The following is a 15,667-nucleotide window of genomic DNA, read 5'->3' as shown; positions in this document are numbered from 1 at the left end:
GGGTAGGGTAGTTTTCTCTTGTGACGGCAGCAGCAGGACGCCCCGCGGACGGACATTCGATCAGCGTCGACGACGTGGCCGACGCCGTATTGACCGCCTCGCGTCTTCTGGTCTCGCTATCGGCGAAATCTATTGCTCAAGTGGATGATTCGATCACCATCGCCCAGTTCCGCGTCTTGGTGCTGCTGTCGAACAGTGGCCCGATGAACCTCTCATCGCTGGCGCACAGACTTGCGGTCCAGCCGTCGACCGCCTCGCGGATGATCGATCGGCTCTCGCACGCCGGGCTGGTCGAACGGACTCCGAGCGAACAGACCCGGCGCGAACTCATCGTCACGCTGACCTCTCACGGGGCGGCGACGGTGCGGGAGGTCACTGATCGCCGACGTGCCGAGATCGAGCAGGTCATCAGCCGCCTCACCGCGGAGCAGCGGCATGAACTGGTCCGCGCACTCACGGCATTCTCCGAGGTCGGCGGCGAGCCCGCGGTGTCGCGGGCTCAAGACCTCTGGGCTTAGCGATCTCGGGGAAGGTGTTCGGGGCGCGGCCGTCTGCACCCACGACTGTCCGAACCGCTTGTCACTCGGCACACGGCCGGCGGCACTGAAGTCTCCGCCGTGTTCGGGGTGATGCGGGCCCGATGGCCGGGCGTTGCTTCGTTGATTCGGGGGCGTCTTGCAGTGCCTTCTTTCCGTTCGCTGACGGCTACGCGCACACCATTGACCAATACAAATGTGATGGTTACGATACGACTGTATAGCGGCTGAAGTGAACGGTGTCTCAACTCCTGGTTCCGTTGCCGCGACGTCTTTCAGTCTCCGCAGACGCGGAGCGATCCCAGCGACAGGAGTCAGCAGTGAGTACGAATCCCGAAGCCGTCATCGTGGGTGCAGTCCGAACACCAGTCGGCCGACGCGGCGGTGCCCTGAGCGCATGGCATCCGGTCGACCTGCTCGGCGCGGCCATCGCCGAGTTGATCGACCGGACCGGTGTGGTCCCCGAGCTCATCGACGACGTGATCGCTGGTTGTGTCCTGCAGTTCGACCAGCAGACCGGCAACATCGGCAGGCATGCGGTGCTGGCGGCCGGACTGCCCGAAACGGTTCCGGCCGTGACAGTCGACCGCCAATGCGGATCCGGCCAGCAAGCGGTGAGCTTCGCCGCGCAAGCCGTGGCAGCCGGTGTTCAGGATTTGGTCATCGCTTGCGGTGTGGAGTCGATGTCGCAGGTCACGCTGCCGCCGTCGATGATTCCGGGTGCACCCCTCGGACCGCAGTACAGCCCGAGGGAGCTGGACCGATACGACGGTCGGCTGATGGCGCAGGGCCCCTCGTCTGAGCTGCTGAACACCAGGTGGGGTCTGTCTCGTTCCGACCTGGACCGGTTCTCCGCACGTAGCCACCGGCGTGCCGCCGCGGCAGCGGCCGACGGGCGCTTCCGGGCGCAGCTGGTCGCATTGAAGGCCGACCCCGCCGATCCGGCATCCACCGTCATCGATCACGACGAAGGGATCCGAGAGCAACCCGATGAGGCGAAGATGGCGTCGTTGCGCGCGGTGTTCGCCGACGAAGGCATGACTACGGCGGCGAATTCATCGCAGATCAGTGACGGTGCCGCAGCGCTGATGATCGCGAGCCGGGAGTTCGCCGAACAGCACGGACTCACGCCGCGCGCGCGGTTTCGAGCGCTCAGCGTGGCGGCCGACGATCCGGTCGTGCAGTTCACAGCGATTCTCCGGTCCTCACGCAAGGCACTGGAGCGCTCAGGGCTGGCAGTCGACGACATCGATCTCTTCGAGGTCAACGAAGCGTTCGCCGGCGTACCGCTGATGTTCCAGCGTGAGTTCGGTGTGCCCGACGACAAGCTGAACGTGAACGGTGGATCCATCGCGATCGGTCATCCGCTCGGGTCCACCGGTGCACGGATGCTGACGGATCTGCTCTGTGAGCTCGAGAGAACCGGCAAACGGATAGGACTCCAGACCGTTTGCGAAGCCACCGGCACCGCCAACACCACCATCATCGAACGGATCTGACATGACCGACATCATTCGCGGGCTGCCGTCTACGCACGGCGACAGCTACCAGCTCAACACGACCACCCTGCTGCGTCACGCGGTACGGACCTTCCCGGAGCAGGAGATCGTCTACCGTGCGCCCGACGGCGGGTGGGATCGCTACACCTATGCCGATGCCTACACCCGGATCCAGCAGGCGGCGCATGTCCTGACCGGACTCGGAGTCGGTCCTGCCGACGTGGTCGGGATTCTCGACTGGAACAGTAAGCGGCACTTCGAGCTGTACTGGGCGATTCCCGGTATCGCCGCCGTGATGCTGCAGATGAATCTCCGCCTCGCTCCCGAGGATCTCGGGTACGTCACCACTCACAGCGGGGCATCGGTGGTATTGGTGGCAGAGTCGCTGCTGCCTGTGGCACGCGAACTGGCGCCCCACGCTTCCGGGGTTCTGAAGTGGGTGGTGATGTCCGACGAACCGTCGTCAGACATCGATCCCGGACTGCCGAACGCGGTGTTCTTCGAGGACTTGATGGCACAGGCGGAGGTGAGTTTCGACTGGCCCGTCATCGACGAGACCTCCGCTTACAGTGCCTGCTACACCACGGGAACGACGGGTAGGCCGAAAGGCGTCTACTATTCGCACCGCGGCATCTACCTGCACACCATGGCGCAGGCGGCAGCACTCCGCATGGGGTCGGACGACACCGTCATGCTCATCACCCCGATGTTCCACGGACAGAGTTGGGGTCTGCCGCAGTCCGCCGTCTACGCCCAGGCCAAGGTGGTCCTGCCGGGCCGGTACGTTGCCGAAGACACCTCTGATCTGGTGGACGCCATGATCGCCGAGCAGGTGACGGTAGCCAACGGTGCTCCGGCGATCTTCGGACCGATGCTCGACTACATCAAGATGCTCGACGAGGCACCCGACCTGCATCGGGCGCGTCTGCTGTGCGGCGCCACCGAGCCTCCGCTGACGATGATGCGCGAGTTCTACGACCTGACAGGCGCGGATATCATCCACGCCTACGGCGCCACCGAGACCACACCCTTCGTCGCGGTGAACGCGGGGATGAAGCCGACTCTGACCGGGCTCACCCATGAAGAGCGATGGGATCTCAAGCGGTGCCAGGGCCTGCCGGTCAACGGCATCGATCTGCGGATCGTCGACCCCGACGGTGCGGAGCTGCCCCACGACGGAGTCGCGGAGGGCGAACTGCTGATTCGGGGTCCGTGGATCACCGAGCGTTACCACGATCTCGACGATGCGCCCGGCGAGCGATTCGTCGACGGCTTCTGGCGCAGCGGCGACGTCGCGACCATTCACCCGAACGGGTACTTGAAGGTCGTCGATCGTCTTAAAGACGTCGTGAAGAGCGGCGGCGAATGGATTTCGTCGATCGATATGGAGAACGCCCTAGTCGCGCATCCTCGCGTGGCGGAGGCAGCTGTCATCGGCGTGGCACACCCGAAGTGGCAGGAGCGCCCGGTGGTTGTTCTGGTCTCGGCGGACGGGGAGGATATCTCGCCGGCGGAGGTGCATGAGCAGCTCGCGGGAAAGTTTGCGAAGTGGCAACTGCCCGACACAGTGATCCGAGTCGACGCGCTGCCCCGCACCAGCGTCGGCAAGCTCGACAAGAAGGTGATGCGATCCCAGTACGCCGACGTCTACCGGGACGTGCAATGACCGGCGAGCGGGTGGTCCGCGAGGACAGAGACGGGATCGTGGTCCTGAGCATCAACCGTCCGGAGGCCCACAACGCACTCAACCGAGAGGTGATGGAGCAACTCGCCGCGCACATCGAAGCGTGCCGGTTCGACGAATCGGTCCGCTCGGTGATTCTGACCGGCTCCGACCGTGTGTTCTGCGCAGGTGCGGACATCGGGGCGTTCGACGCGCTTCGCGAGGAGACCCTCTTCGGGCCGCGACGAGCTTCGGGCGATGCGTTGTGGGCCGGGCTGGGTTCGTTTCAGAAGCCGTTGATCGCCGCCGTCGAGGGGGTGGCATTCGGCGGGGGATGCGAACTCGCGTTGGCGTGCGACACCGTGGTGGCGGGCGAGTCGGCCCGCTTCGCGGTCCCGGAAGTGCAGCTGGGCGTCATTCCCGGTGGCGGTGGTACCCAGCGGCTCGTCGCGGCGATCGGTAAGGCGAAAGCGATGGCAATGCTGCTGACCGGCGATTCGATGAATGCGCGAGACGCCGAGTCGGCCGGTCTCGTCGCGTCGGTCGCGCCCGCAGGGGAAGCGCTCGACGCCGCACTCCGGATGGCTCGACGGATAGCGCGGAACTCGCCGCTCGCCGTTGCGCTCGCCAAGGACTCGGCGTCGGCGGCATTGCGACCGTCCCTCTCACTGGGTCTCGAATACGAGCGGCGGAACTTCCACGTCGCGCTGAGATCCGATGACAGCCACGAGGGACAGCACGCGTTCCTCGACAAGCGCACCCCTCTCTTCAACGGAAGGTGACATACATGTCCAAGCTGTTTCCCGGCTATCGAGCCGCATGGGAGAGCGATGACCACGCTGCGCTCCGCGCGCACGCGCGCGCCTTCATCGCGAAGGAGGTGACTCCGCACGAGGAACGGTTCGCCGAACAGCATCAGGTGGACCGGGACCTGTGGACCAAGGCCGGTGCCGCAGGCCTGCTGTGCCTCGACGTCCCCGAAAGTTTCGGCGGTGCCGGCGGTGACTTCGGCCACGAGGCGGTGGTTCAGCAGGAGTTGTGCGCGGCCGGTGACTCCGCACTCGCCTTCGCGGTCCATTCGACGATCGTCGCCCACTACATCGACTCGTACGCCACCGAAGAACAGCGCAAGCGTTGGCTGCCGAAGTGCGCCGACGGCGAATCGGTCCTCGCCATCGCGATGACCGAGCCCGGCACCGGCTCTGATCTGCAGGCCGTGCGCACCATTGCGGTCCGGGACGGCGATCACTACGTCGTCAATGGGTCGAAGACGTTCATCTCCAACGCCACCCACTGCGACCTGCTGGTGATCGTGGCCAAAACCGATCCATCGCAGGGCGCGAAGGGGATCTCGCTCCTGGTGGCCGAGACCGCGAATCTCCCAGGATTCGAGCGTGGCCGGGTGTTGAAGAAGATCGGCCAGCACGGCCAGGACACTCGGGAGCTGTCGTTCACCGACATGCGGGTGCCGGCGGCCAATCTGCTCGGAGGTGTCGAAGGGCAGGGGTTCTACCAACTGATGAGCCAACTGCAGCGGGAGAGGTTGATCATCGGTGTCGGTGCCGTCGCGGCCGCAGAGGCCGCTGTGGCGGAGACCGTCGCCTACGCCAAGCAGCGCACGGCGTTCGGCAAGCCGATCCTCGACTTCCAGAACACGACCTTCGTGCTATCCGAATGCAAGGCCGACGTGCTGGCGGGCAAGACACTCGTGGACCACTGCATCGGCGAACAGATCGCCGGTCGCCTCGATCCGGCGACCGCGTCCATCGCCAAGCTGTGGGGTACCGAGAAACAGAAGGAGATCGTCGATCGCTGCCTTCAGCTCTTCGGCGGCTACGGCTACATGACGGAGTATCCGATCGCCCGCATGTATACCGACGCCCGTGTCCAGACCATCTACGGCGGAACCAGCGAGATCATGAAGGAGTTGATCGGCCGGTCGCTGTGAACTGCGGAACGTTGATCGGCCTCCGGCTCAGTGCAGCGGGTTCGGCAGCAAGAGCTCGCAGTTGCGGTCGTTCGGGGCGCCGAGCAGCGCGTCGTCGCGGTGGATGTCGTTGTACGACAGTTCGCGGTAGAGGCTGGCCAGCCCCGCAGGTGACAGGTCGGACGGGTCGGCGGTGTAGCGGCTGTCGGCTTCGATCAGCGGTGTGAAGATGCTGAGTGTGCCGTCGCGATTGTCGGCGACCTCGATGATCCGGGCCAGCTGCGGGTAGTCGATGTGGCTGGCGGTGTTGATCTCCCAGAAGCTGTTCTTCGGCGTGGCGCCGCGGTGGGCGATCATCTCGTTCCGGTGCGTATGGCCGTTCACCCACGCGATCACGTTGGTGTGCCGGTGGAGCTGCGCGACGAGGTGGTCGCCGCCGTACTGCTGTTCGCCGGGAGTCTCCGGGTTGGGCAGCTTCGCGGTCATCGTCTTGGATGTGTGATGGCTGAACACCATCACGAGCTTGTCGCGGTTGGCGGCGATGGTGCGGTTCATCCAGTCGAGCTGCTTCTGGCTGATCGACCCGTCGGCGATGCCGAGACTGTTCGTCGTGTTGAGTGCGAGTCCGAGGACGTTCTCGGAGATGTCGAATCGGTACCAGGACGGCCCGTCGGGATCGGCGAAACCGTGCCCGAGCGGACCCGCGCCCTTGATCGCGGGGTCGAAGTGCCTGCGGATGAATTCCCGCGGCGAGAACGGCCGTCGGCCGGCGTCGGCCGTCACCGGGATCACGGGGCCGGTGGTGCGCAGTTTCGCGAGCAGCGGACCGAGCGCCGCCGGGTCGGTGCTCAGCGCCCTGCCGATGGCGGCCGCCGTGGGATCGGTGTCGGGGAGGTCGTACTTGACGTTCGAGTGGTACAGCCAGTCGACGATGTTGTTCGGCACGGTGCCGAGCAGCTGATCGTCGTGGTTGCCGAACACCGCGTACCACGGCATGTCGAGGCCTGGGCTGGAGTGCGTCTTGATCGCGGCGTGAAGCAGGCCGGGGATCTGGATGAAGCCGCGGTCCTTGTAGATGTCCCACGAGTCGAGTTCGGGACGGTAGTAGAGCGACGACCCCAGCGCCTGCAGTCCTTCGAATCGGTTCTTCGCCCCCGTGTTCGGGGTGATGGAACCGCCCGACAGGATGTGCTGGAACCAACCGAGCTCCACGATCTCGTGGTTGTCGGTGTTGTCGCCGGTGGAGACGACGCAGTCGAACGACCTTCCGGTGAACGGCCCGCGCGCCAGAGCGTTGATGCGCTTCACCAGCGCGACGGCGCCCTGTGTGCCGAGCGCCTCGTGCGGGCGGAAGGCCGGGGCCTGCACGGGATGGACGTACTCGAACCGCGCGGGGCTCTGCACGTCGGCGATGTGGATGTCGGTGAGCTGGACGAACGAGGCGAGGGCGCTCCGGGCCGTCTCGCGTCCGGGCTTGGCAGCCGCCAGCTCCTGCCGGATGAACAGCGGCCAGCCTCTGCCCGCGACCAGCTGCCGGTAGCCGCCCTTGCGAGCCCGCCCCGGAGCCGCGACCTGCGCGAGGGTGGTACCCGCGGTGTTCGCGGCGGAGGCGGGGTCGGCGTGGACGTGTCCGGCCAGGACACTGCCCGCGGCGACGGCTCCGGCGGTCGCTGCGCTCGCACGCAGGAACTGGCGGCGGGACAAGCGGTTCGACGGCATGGCAGACACTGTAATGCGGAGCACACTCGGATTATGCGTCTGCGACGAATTCGTGTCAGAAGTAGTTGACCGGGCGTTCGCCTTACGCCGTACTTCCTGACCCGAATCGGGTAACGGCGTACGGCACATGGCTTTCGGGTCGCCCGTTGTCCACAGGCGACCCGAACGTCGTCCGTGGCGACCGGGCCCGGCTCACACTCGACGGATGGGGGAATCGGGGGATCGACCACGGGTGGCGCTCACACATCTGCTGGCGAATCAGGAGGGTGTGGTCGCGCGACGGCAGGTCCTCGAGTGCGGACTCACGTCCGCGTTCGTCAGGCAACGCTTGCGGAGCCGGGACTGGGTCGCCGCATGCCCCGGTGTCTACGTGACGCACACCGGACCGCCGACTGAGCGGCAACGCCAATGGATCGCGGTGCTGTGGGCGATGCCTGCGGCACTGAGTCGCGAGTCGGCGATTCTCGCCGCCTCGTCGTCGACCGCCTCGGGTCCGATCCATGTCGTCGTGGATGCCCGACAACGGCTGTCGAGCCGGCCGGGCGTGGTGGTCCACTACAGCCGTCACCTGGCGGAGCGGGCGCTGATGCACACGCACCCGCCGCGTGTGCGGCCCGAGCACGCGGTACTCGATGTGGCCGGCCGGGCGCGAACCGACTCCTCGCGGCGCTGGCGAGCAGGCAGCGGACGAGCGGCGGGATTTCCTCGAGCGTGTGCTCTTCGACGTCCGCGACGGCACGTGCTCGGTGCTCGAACACTGCTATCTACGCGATGTGGAACGGGCCCACGGACTGCCGGCGTCGGTGCGGCAGACGCCGACCGGCGTCGGACGACGCGGGTTCCGCGACCTCGAGCGCGACCTGGACGCGATCGCCTATGGCCGCAAGCGGACCATCCGGCTCGGATGGGGGCAGACGGTCGACCGCCCCTGCCGCACCGCGGCCGGCATCGGCGCGATTCTCGCCGCGCGCGGCTGGCCGGGAACCGTGGTCCGCTGTTCCGCCGACTGTCGGCTCGAGTGAGCCTGTGCCGTATTGCGTTACCCGATTCAGGTAACGCAATACGGCATAAGCGCAGGCAGCGAATTTAACTCACGACTGCGCCGAGTCTGGTCAACGGCGCGAAGCTGTGGCAAACTCGTCGTCGTGATCAAGAGCTGTCAGGAGTGTTGTCGAGGCTGACACCGCGCTTACGCGGTCGGCCGATTTCGCCAACCCCCGCTCGTTCGATCACAGGATCACCTCTCCATGACTCTCGCATTCTCTGCACCCGTCACCACCTCGTACACCGACGCTCCGCTGTCCCTGCAGGCCGAGGAGTACCTCGCGACGCTCGCCGACGGCGCCGTGGCCGTCGACCTTCGCAGCGCCGTCGCACGATCGGCCGCCGGCGCACTCGTGGGCGCGATGGCGCTCGACGTGGACGACGCCCTCGATCTGCTCTCCCCGGACTCGCCCGATCGCCTGCGCACGGCCACCGTCGACGCGCGGTGGGTGCTGGTGAGCGACGACGGATACGACGCCGAGATGCTGGCATGGCATCTGCAGGCGCGCGGCGTCCTCGGCGCACGGTTCGTGGTCGGCGGGCACGCCGCGCTGCGCGAGCGCGGGATCAACGGTTCCGTCGGCGCTGACGTGCTCGGACTGTTCGATACGCCGTAATGACCCGCTGATTGGTCTTGCCCCTGGTGGGCCGCTTAACCTTGGGTGCGTGAGTGACCAGGTTTCCAGCGCGCCGACCACCAAGACCGCAGCCGCCGACCAGACCCCCGAGCAGGTGCGGGTCCGTCAGGAGAAGCGTGAGCGCATCCTCGACGAGGGGCGGCAGGCGTATCCGGTCGCCGTCGCGCGCACGCACAGCCTCGCCGAGATCCGTGCGGAGTACCCGGATTTGGAAGCCGGCACCGAGACAGGGGTCGAGGTGGGCGTCGCCGGCCGCATCATCTTCCTCCGCAACAAGGGCAAGCTCTGTTTCGCGACCCTGCAGGAGGGCGACGGCACGCAGTTGCAGGCGATGGTGAGCTTCAACGGCGTCGGCGAGGAGTCGCTCGCGCGGTGGAAAGCCGACACCGACCTCGGCGACATCGTCTTCGTCCACGGCGAGGTGATCAGTTCCCGCACCGGCGAGCTGTCGATCATGGCCGACTCGTGGGAGATGGCATCGAAGGCGCTCCGACCGCTGCCGGTGGCGCACAAGGAGATGAACGAGGAGTCGCGCGTCCGCCAGCGGTACGTCGACCTCATCGTCCGTCCCGAGGCGCGGGCCATCGCGCGCACCCGGATCGAGGTGATGGCGCAGCTCCGCAAGTTCCTGACCGACCGCGGCTTCCTCGAGGTCGAGACGCCGATGCTGCAGACGCTGCACGGCGGAGCGGCGGCACGCCCCTTCGTGACCCACTCCAACGCCTTCGACATGGATCTGTACCTGCGTATCGCGCCGGAACTGTTCCTCAAGCGCTGCGTGGTCGGCGGCATCGAACGCGTCTTCGAGGTGAACCGCAACTTCCGCAACGAGGGCGCCGATTCCACGCACTCGCCGGAGTTCGCGATGCTGGAGACCTACCAGGCCTACGGCACCTACGACGACGCCGCCGTGATGACCCGCGAACTCGTCCAGTCGGTGGCGATGGGCGCGCTCGGCACCCTGACGCCGACCATGCCCGACGGCAGCACGTACGACCTCTCCGGCGAGTGGACCTCGCTGTCGATGTACCCGTCGCTGTCGGAGGCCCTCGGCGAGGAGATCGTCCCCGCCCAGACCTCCGTCGAGGAACTGCTGGCTATCGCCGACCGGGTCGGGCTCGAGGTGCCGAAGGACAAGGGCTACGGACACGGCAAGCTGGTGGAGGAGCTCTGGGAGCACCTGGTGGGCTCTCAGCTCGACGAGCCGGTCTTCGTCCGCGACTTCCCGGTGGAGACCTCGCCGCTGGTGCGCTCGCACCGCACGGTCCCCGGCGTGGTCGAGAAGTGGGACCTGTACGTGCGCGGCTTCGAGCTGGCGACCGGCTACTCCGAACTCGTCGACCCGGTGATTCAGCGTGAACGCTTCGTCGACCAGGCGCGGCTGGCCGCGGCCGGCGACGATGAGGCCATGGTCCTCGACGAGGAGTTCCTGGCCGCGATGGAGCACGGCATGCCGCCCACTGCGGGCACCGGCATGGGCATCGACCGGCTGCTGATGGCGCTGACCGGCCTCGGAATCCGCGAGACGGTGCTGTTCCCGCTCGTCAAGCCGATTCAGTAGCGGCAGTCACCGGCCGCCGGGATCGCGTCCCGACCGGCCGGCGACCGACGCACGCGGTCAGCGCTCCATGTAGCTGATCCACGGTTCGTTGGAGACCACACCTCCGTTCGGGCCGGTGATCAGCAACCGGTCGCGGTGCACGTGGTAGGTGTAGCCGTTGTTGCAGGCGTGGAAGCCGTAGCCGTTCTGGGTGGCTCCCCACAGGTCGATGGTGTTCCCGGTGACCTTGCCCTTCCCGCTGTACTCCCAGCCGGTGGGTCCCTGAACCGGGCAGATCGCGACCTGCGACCATGCCGATTCCGCGAGCACCTTCGCCGGGCCGTTGCAGTACGGTCCGTTCGGGAAGCCGTCGGCCGCGGCCTCACCGGCGCTGACCGCTCCGGCTCCGACCGCTACGGATGCGGCGATGGCGACCGCCGCGGCGATCCGTGTCGTGCTGCGAATGGGATTTCGCATCATGACCACTCCTCTCGCAGGTGCAGCGGCAGCGGCCGGGCCGCGGTGTCGTCCTGCGTGTGTCGGTGTATGTCGACCGCTACCCGGAATGTCACGAGGGATCGGCGAACCGTTAGCCCGTCGGTCGGTCGAACGAATGACGCTTCAGTCGCGGTGAACTGCGATTTCACTCACACGGCGCAGTCAGGGGAGGAGACGGATTCGACGGGCGTTGACGACCGCTTCGAAGCGGGAGTTCGCGTCGAGCTTCACCAGCAGCGACTTAACGTGACCCTTGACTGTGTGCAGTCCGATGCCGAGCCGCGCGGCGATCGCCGGATTGGTGAGCCCCGCGCCGAGGAGACTGAGCACGTCCTGTTCGCGGGCGGTGAGACGGACGGGCAGTTCCTCTGCGGGCGCCTCGCCCGCCAACTGCGCGGCGATCTCCAGCATCCGCGCGCGCACCGAGGCGTCGTCGATGTCGGCCGCGAGGGTCCGCAGTTCGGTGTACGAGGCCTGCACGCGGCTCCGCCACGCGGTCAGCTCACGCTCCTCGTCGTCCGTGCGGATCGCCCCGAGCACCTCGGCCACGGTGAGTTGTTGCTCGACGGCGCGGGCCTCGTCGGTGACGACGTCGAGTGTGGCGTCGAGCTGATCGTGCCGGCTCCGACGCGCCGCATACAGGACTCCGATGTGCTTGCGGCCCACGATGATCGGTGCGGCGACCATCGAATACAGCTGTTCGGCGCGGATGATCGCGTCATAGGTGTGCGTGATCAGCGGCGACTGGACGTAGTCGTGCACCGCGGTGGCCCGGCGCCTCGTCAGGACCCGTCCGCCGAGACCGTGACCGTAGTCGAGCTGGACTCCCCGGAGCGGACCGACCACGTCGCCGTCGAAGTAGCTGAGCTCGACGGCGTGCCCGTCGCCCGAGGCGGCGTCGGGCACCACGCGGCCGGCGAAGGCGAGACTGGCGCCGGTGTGCCGGCGGAGCCGCTCGAGCGGGCGCCGGAGCTGCCGAGCCAGCTCGTCGTGGGGCGCACCCCTCTTCGGAGGGTTGTCGGTGTCACGGGTCACAAGAATGATTGTCCCAAATCATGCCGTCGACACGAGTGGAGAGTCGTATGAATGCAGAGCAGCAGACCCGGGCCTGGCTCGAGGAGTACCGGGCGCCGGACGCGAGTGCGGCCCACTTGCTCTGCGACAGGCACGATCCGGAGGGTGTCGCGTTCACGCTCGTCGAGCCGGACCTGACCTTCGAGTCGATGACCTGGGCCCAGCTCGCCCACGAGTCTCGCGCGATGGCGACCGTGCTGGCCGGGCGGGGCGTGCGGCGCGGAGATCGGGTGCCGGTGCTACTCGGCAAACGTCGTGCGCTGGTGGTGACGCTGCTCGGGCTGTGGCGGCTCGGCGCAGTGCACGTGCCGCTGTTCACCGCCTTCGCGACCGGGGCCATCGAACTGCGGACCGAGGGCTCGGGCGCCCAGTTCGTGATCACGGACGCCTCGCAGCGCGACAAGGTGGATCCGATCGATGCGGTGACGGTCCTCGACGTCGACGAGCTGGTCGCCGAATCGGTCTCGGCCGAGCCGTTGGCCGAGTCGGTCGCCATCGGCGGCGACGCCACGCTGGCGCAGTTGTACACCTCCGGCACCACGGGCAAGCCCAAGGGTGTCCCGGTTCCGCTCTTCAGCCTCGCGGCGTTCCAGACGTATCTGCACTACTCGCTCGACGTGAACGCCGACGATGTGTTCTGGAACGCCGCCGATCCGGGGTGGGCGTACGGCCTCTACTACGCGCTGCTGGCGCCCATGGTGGCGGGCCGGACGAGCCTGCTGCTGAACCAGGGCTTCACCCCTGAGTCGACCGTCGCCGTCATCCGCGAGTTCGGCGTCACCGACTTCGCGGCGGCGCCGACCATCTATCGCGCGATGCGTGCGAGTGCCGACCTCGACGGGATCGTCCTGCGACGGGCGTCGTCGGCGGGGGAGCCGCTGACGCCCGACATCGTGTCGTGGGGAGTCGAGAACCTCGGCTGCGAGGTGCGCGACCACTACGGGCAGACCGAGCTCGGCATGGTGATCGGCAACCACTGGCATCCGGAACTGGCCGAGCCGCTCAAGCCGGGCTCGATGGGGCAGGCGATGCCGGGCTTCACCGGCGGCATCGCCGAAGGGCAGATCGCGCTCGACGTGCAGGCCAGCCCGCTGCTGTGGTTCTCCGGCTACGACGCGGCTCCCGAGAAGACCGCCGAACGATTCACCGCCGACGGCAAGTGGTACCTGACCGCCGACACCGGCAAGGTCGACGACGAGGGCTACTTCTCTTTCACGTCGCGCGACGACGACGTGATCCTGGCCGCCGGCTACCGGATCGGCCCCTTCGACGTCGAGAGCGTCCTCGCGGGCCATCCCGCGGTGAACGAGGTCGCGGTGGTGGGCCGGCCGGATCCGGAGGGGATCCGCGGTGAAGTGGTCGAGGCCTTCGTCGTGCTCTCGGAGGGCTACGCCGCGGGCGACGCTCTCGCGACCGAGCTCAAGAACCTGGTCCGCGACGAGTACTCCAAGCATGCGTATCCGCGGACGGTGCACTTCGTCGACGCGCTCCCCAAGACGCCGAGCGGAAAGATCCAGCGCTTCGTCCTGCGCCGTGAGGGGTGATCACTCGCCGAAGATGGAAACGTACCGGTTGACCGGTTTTGGATGTGGCACAGTTGTCATGTGCAGAATGTCTGGATTCGGACCGGTATCGCCGCGTTGTTCGGATCAGTGGTCGGAGCCATCGCGTCGGTGGGCGGCCTGATCCTGATGGACGACGGGGTCGATCGCTGTCTGCCGGCTCTGCAGGATTCGCATACCGATGCCGCGGCGCGCGGGGCGTGGATCGCGTGGACGGCCTATCTCGCCGTCGTCGTGGTGGGGTCCCTGGCTGCGGTCTCGCTGTCGCAGCGCACGCGGACGTGGGTGATCGTCGGTGTGGTGACACTGATCGCGATGGGCGTCGCCGTCCTCGGGATGCACGACTTCGGCGTCTCGATGTGCGAGACGGAGTTCTCGCGCTCGCAGCGCGGCTGACCGGCCGCGCTGCGAGCGGTCAGTGCATCTCGCGCTTGAGGATCTTGCCCGCGGCGTTGCGGGGGAATGCGTCGACGATCTCGATGACGCGCGGGACCTTGAAGTTCGCGAGGTGCTCGCGAGCGAAGGCGATCACCGCCTCGGGCTCGACCGACGCTCCGGGGCGGACGGTCAGGAAGGCCTTGCCGACCTCGCCGAGGCGCTCGTCGGGGACACCGATGACGGCGGCCTCGGTGACGTCGGGGAACCGTGAGAGCAGTTGTTCAACCTCCGCGGGGTACACGTTGAAACCGCCGCAGATGTACATGTCCTTGAGGCGGTCGGTGATGGTGAGATTGCCGCGGTCGTCGAGGGTGCCGATGTCGCCGGTGTGCAGCCAGCCGTCGGCGTCGATGGTCTCCGCCGTGGCCTCGGGGTTGTCGAGGTAGCCGCGCATCACCATGAGTCCGCGGGTGAGCACCTCGCCCTGCTCCGACAGTGTCACCTCCATGCCCGAGAAGGCGCGGCCGCAGGTCTCGGCGACGGTCTGCGCGTCGTCGTCCGGGCGGCAGGTGGTGATGAATCCGCTCGTCTCGGTCTGGCCGTACGCGGTGATGACGGTGTCGACGCCGAGTTCGGACTGCAGTCGCTCCACCAGGACCACGGGAACGATGGTCGCACCGGTCACGATGAGCCGCAGGCTCGAGAGGTCGAAGTCCGCACGGGCCGGGTCGTCGAGAATCGTCTGGAAGATGGTCGGGGCGCCGGGGAACACCGTGATCCGCTCGCGTGCGACTGACTCCATGGAGGCGCTCGGCGAGTAGACGGCCAGGGGGAACATCGTGGCGCCGAACAGGATCGACGGCAGAATCCCCGCCTTGTAGCCGAAGGTGTGGAAGTACGGGTTCACCATCAGGTAGCGGTCGGTGTCGCGGAGGCCGCCGTTGTCGCCCCAGGCATGTGATCCGTGCAGCGTCTGGCGGTGCTCGGCCATCACGCCCTTCGGGGCCCCGGTGGTTCCGGAGGTGAACAGGATGTCGGAGAGGTCGTCCTCCCGCACCGCCTCGGCCCTTGCCCGGGCCTGCCGGACGAGGTCGTCGGTCGCGGACTCCAGCAGCGACTCCCACGGCACCGCGCCCGGACTCTCGGCAGCGTCGCCGAGCGGGATCGAGATAACGGTGCGACCTTCGGGGATCGACGACGACAGCACTTCGCCGAGGCGGTCGATGCCGGCGAACTCACCGGAGACGACGACGACGCTCGCGCCGGAACGGTCGATGATGTCACCGGCCTCGCTTGTGGTGTAGCGAGTGTTCAGCGGGACCAGAACGGCGCCGGCGTACTGAATTCCGAGCGCGGCGATCGGCCAGTGGTGACTGTTGGGCGCCCATACCGCGACCCGGTCGCCGTGTTCGACGCCGAGTCCGATGAGGCCCGCCGCGAACCGCCGGACGCGGTCGGCGAACTGCGGCCAGGTCAGCGAGACGCGCTCGCCCCACTGGTCGTCGACGATCGCGACGCCGTCGGGCCACTGCCTCTCGGCGCGATGCAGGGCGGCGGGAGTGGTGAGCGGATTCGGGAGCATATCCAAA

14 protein-coding genes are annotated in these 15,667 nt (G+C 67.3%); 10 read left to right on the top strand and 4 right to left on the bottom strand.

The annotated features are described in order from the left end of the window. Positions 1-20: 20 nt before the first annotated feature. From ACZ5QD_RS11720 to ACZ5QD_RS11700, 5 genes are all read left to right on the top strand, one after another. Positions 21-518, top strand: coding sequence for a MarR family transcriptional regulator (locus ACZ5QD_RS11720; RefSeq protein ID WP_006896191.1), 498 nt, complete (start codon positions 21-23; stop codon positions 516-518). Positions 519-856: 338 nt separating this feature from the next. Then, complete coding sequence (locus ACZ5QD_RS11715) at positions 857-2,035, top strand: thiolase family protein (protein WP_045537714.1); 1,179 nt, start codon at positions 857-859, stop codon at positions 2,033-2,035. Position 2,036: 1 nt separating this feature from the next. After that, positions 2,037-3,701 carry a long-chain-fatty-acid--CoA ligase gene (locus ACZ5QD_RS11710; RefSeq protein WP_062366050.1) on the top strand — a complete coding sequence of 555 codons (1,665 nt, stop codon included), beginning with the start codon at positions 2,037-2,039 and terminating at the stop codon, positions 3,699-3,701. Beyond that, positions 3,698-4,480, top strand: a complete 783-nt coding sequence (locus ACZ5QD_RS11705) for an enoyl-CoA hydratase/isomerase family protein (protein WP_045537718.1) — start codon at positions 3,698-3,700, stop codon at positions 4,478-4,480. Before ACZ5QD_RS11710 ends, ACZ5QD_RS11705 begins: the two co-directional genes overlap by 4 nt. Before the next feature lie 5 nt (positions 4,481-4,485). Further along, positions 4,486-5,646, top strand: coding sequence for an acyl-CoA dehydrogenase family protein (locus ACZ5QD_RS11700; RefSeq protein ID WP_045537737.1), 1,161 nt, complete (start codon positions 4,486-4,488; stop codon positions 5,644-5,646). A gap of 27 nt (positions 5,647-5,673) precedes the next feature. On the opposite strand, the gene ACZ5QD_RS11695 is transcribed toward ACZ5QD_RS11700, so the two are convergent. Beyond that, positions 5,674-7,344 carry a TIGR03767 family metallophosphoesterase gene (locus ACZ5QD_RS11695; protein WP_464366769.1) on the bottom strand — a complete coding sequence of 557 codons (1,671 nt, stop codon included), beginning with the start codon at positions 7,342-7,344 and terminating at the stop codon, positions 5,674-5,676. A 605-nt stretch (positions 7,345-7,949) separates the two neighbouring features. Between ACZ5QD_RS11695 and ACZ5QD_RS11690 the strand changes: the two genes are divergently transcribed. The 3 genes from ACZ5QD_RS11690 to lysS all read left to right on the top strand — a co-directional run bounded on the left by ACZ5QD_RS11690 (position 7,950) and on the right by lysS (position 10,587). Continuing rightward, positions 7,950-8,366: a hypothetical protein gene (locus ACZ5QD_RS11690; RefSeq protein WP_464366768.1), complete on the top strand. Its 417-nt coding sequence runs from the start codon at positions 7,950-7,952 to the stop codon at positions 8,364-8,366. Between the two features lie 225 nt (positions 8,367-8,591). Further along, positions 8,592-9,005, top strand: coding sequence for a hypothetical protein (locus ACZ5QD_RS11685; RefSeq protein WP_006896195.1), 414 nt, complete (start codon positions 8,592-8,594; stop codon positions 9,003-9,005). 49 nt (positions 9,006-9,054) lie between these two features. Then, a complete protein-coding gene (gene lysS / locus ACZ5QD_RS11680; RefSeq protein WP_006896196.1) occupies positions 9,055-10,587 on the top strand; it encodes a lysine--tRNA ligase in 1,533 nt (510 codons plus the stop codon). Positions 10,588-10,644: 57 nt separating this feature from the next. On the opposite strand, the gene ACZ5QD_RS11675 is transcribed toward lysS, so the two are convergent. Together ACZ5QD_RS11675 and ACZ5QD_RS11670 are read right to left on the bottom strand one after the other, a co-directional pair. Next, a complete protein-coding gene (locus ACZ5QD_RS11675) occupies positions 10,645-11,043 on the bottom strand; it encodes a hypothetical protein (protein ID WP_464366767.1) in 399 nt (132 codons plus the stop codon). A gap of 183 nt (positions 11,044-11,226) precedes the next feature. Continuing rightward, positions 11,227-12,099 carry a LuxR C-terminal-related transcriptional regulator gene (locus ACZ5QD_RS11670; protein ID WP_222111783.1) on the bottom strand — a complete coding sequence of 291 codons (873 nt, stop codon included), beginning with the start codon at positions 12,097-12,099 and terminating at the stop codon, positions 11,227-11,229. A 47-nt stretch (positions 12,100-12,146) separates the two neighbouring features. On the opposite strand from ACZ5QD_RS11670, the gene ACZ5QD_RS11665 reads away from it, so the two are divergent. Next, the gene (locus ACZ5QD_RS11665) at positions 12,147-13,682 is read left to right on the top strand and encodes an AMP-binding protein (RefSeq protein WP_464366766.1); all 1,536 of its coding nucleotides are present in this window, start codon (positions 12,147-12,149) and stop codon (positions 13,680-13,682) included. Positions 13,683-13,742: 60 nt separating this feature from the next. Further along, positions 13,743-14,096, top strand: a complete 354-nt coding sequence (locus ACZ5QD_RS11660; RefSeq protein WP_231650100.1) for a hypothetical protein — start codon at positions 13,743-13,745, stop codon at positions 14,094-14,096. A 19-nt stretch (positions 14,097-14,115) separates the two neighbouring features. Here ACZ5QD_RS11660 and ACZ5QD_RS11655 read toward each other — a convergent pair whose 3' ends face one another. Next, positions 14,116-15,660: a FadD3 family acyl-CoA ligase gene (locus tag ACZ5QD_RS11655; protein ID WP_006896201.1), complete on the bottom strand. Its 1,545-nt coding sequence runs from the start codon at positions 15,658-15,660 to the stop codon at positions 14,116-14,118. Positions 15,661-15,667 lie beyond the last annotated feature (7 nt).

The organism is Gordonia sp. J1A (assembly GCF_055393515.1).
Note: the sequence above shows the minus strand (reverse complement) of the source record. Positions and strands in the feature narration are given on the sequence as shown.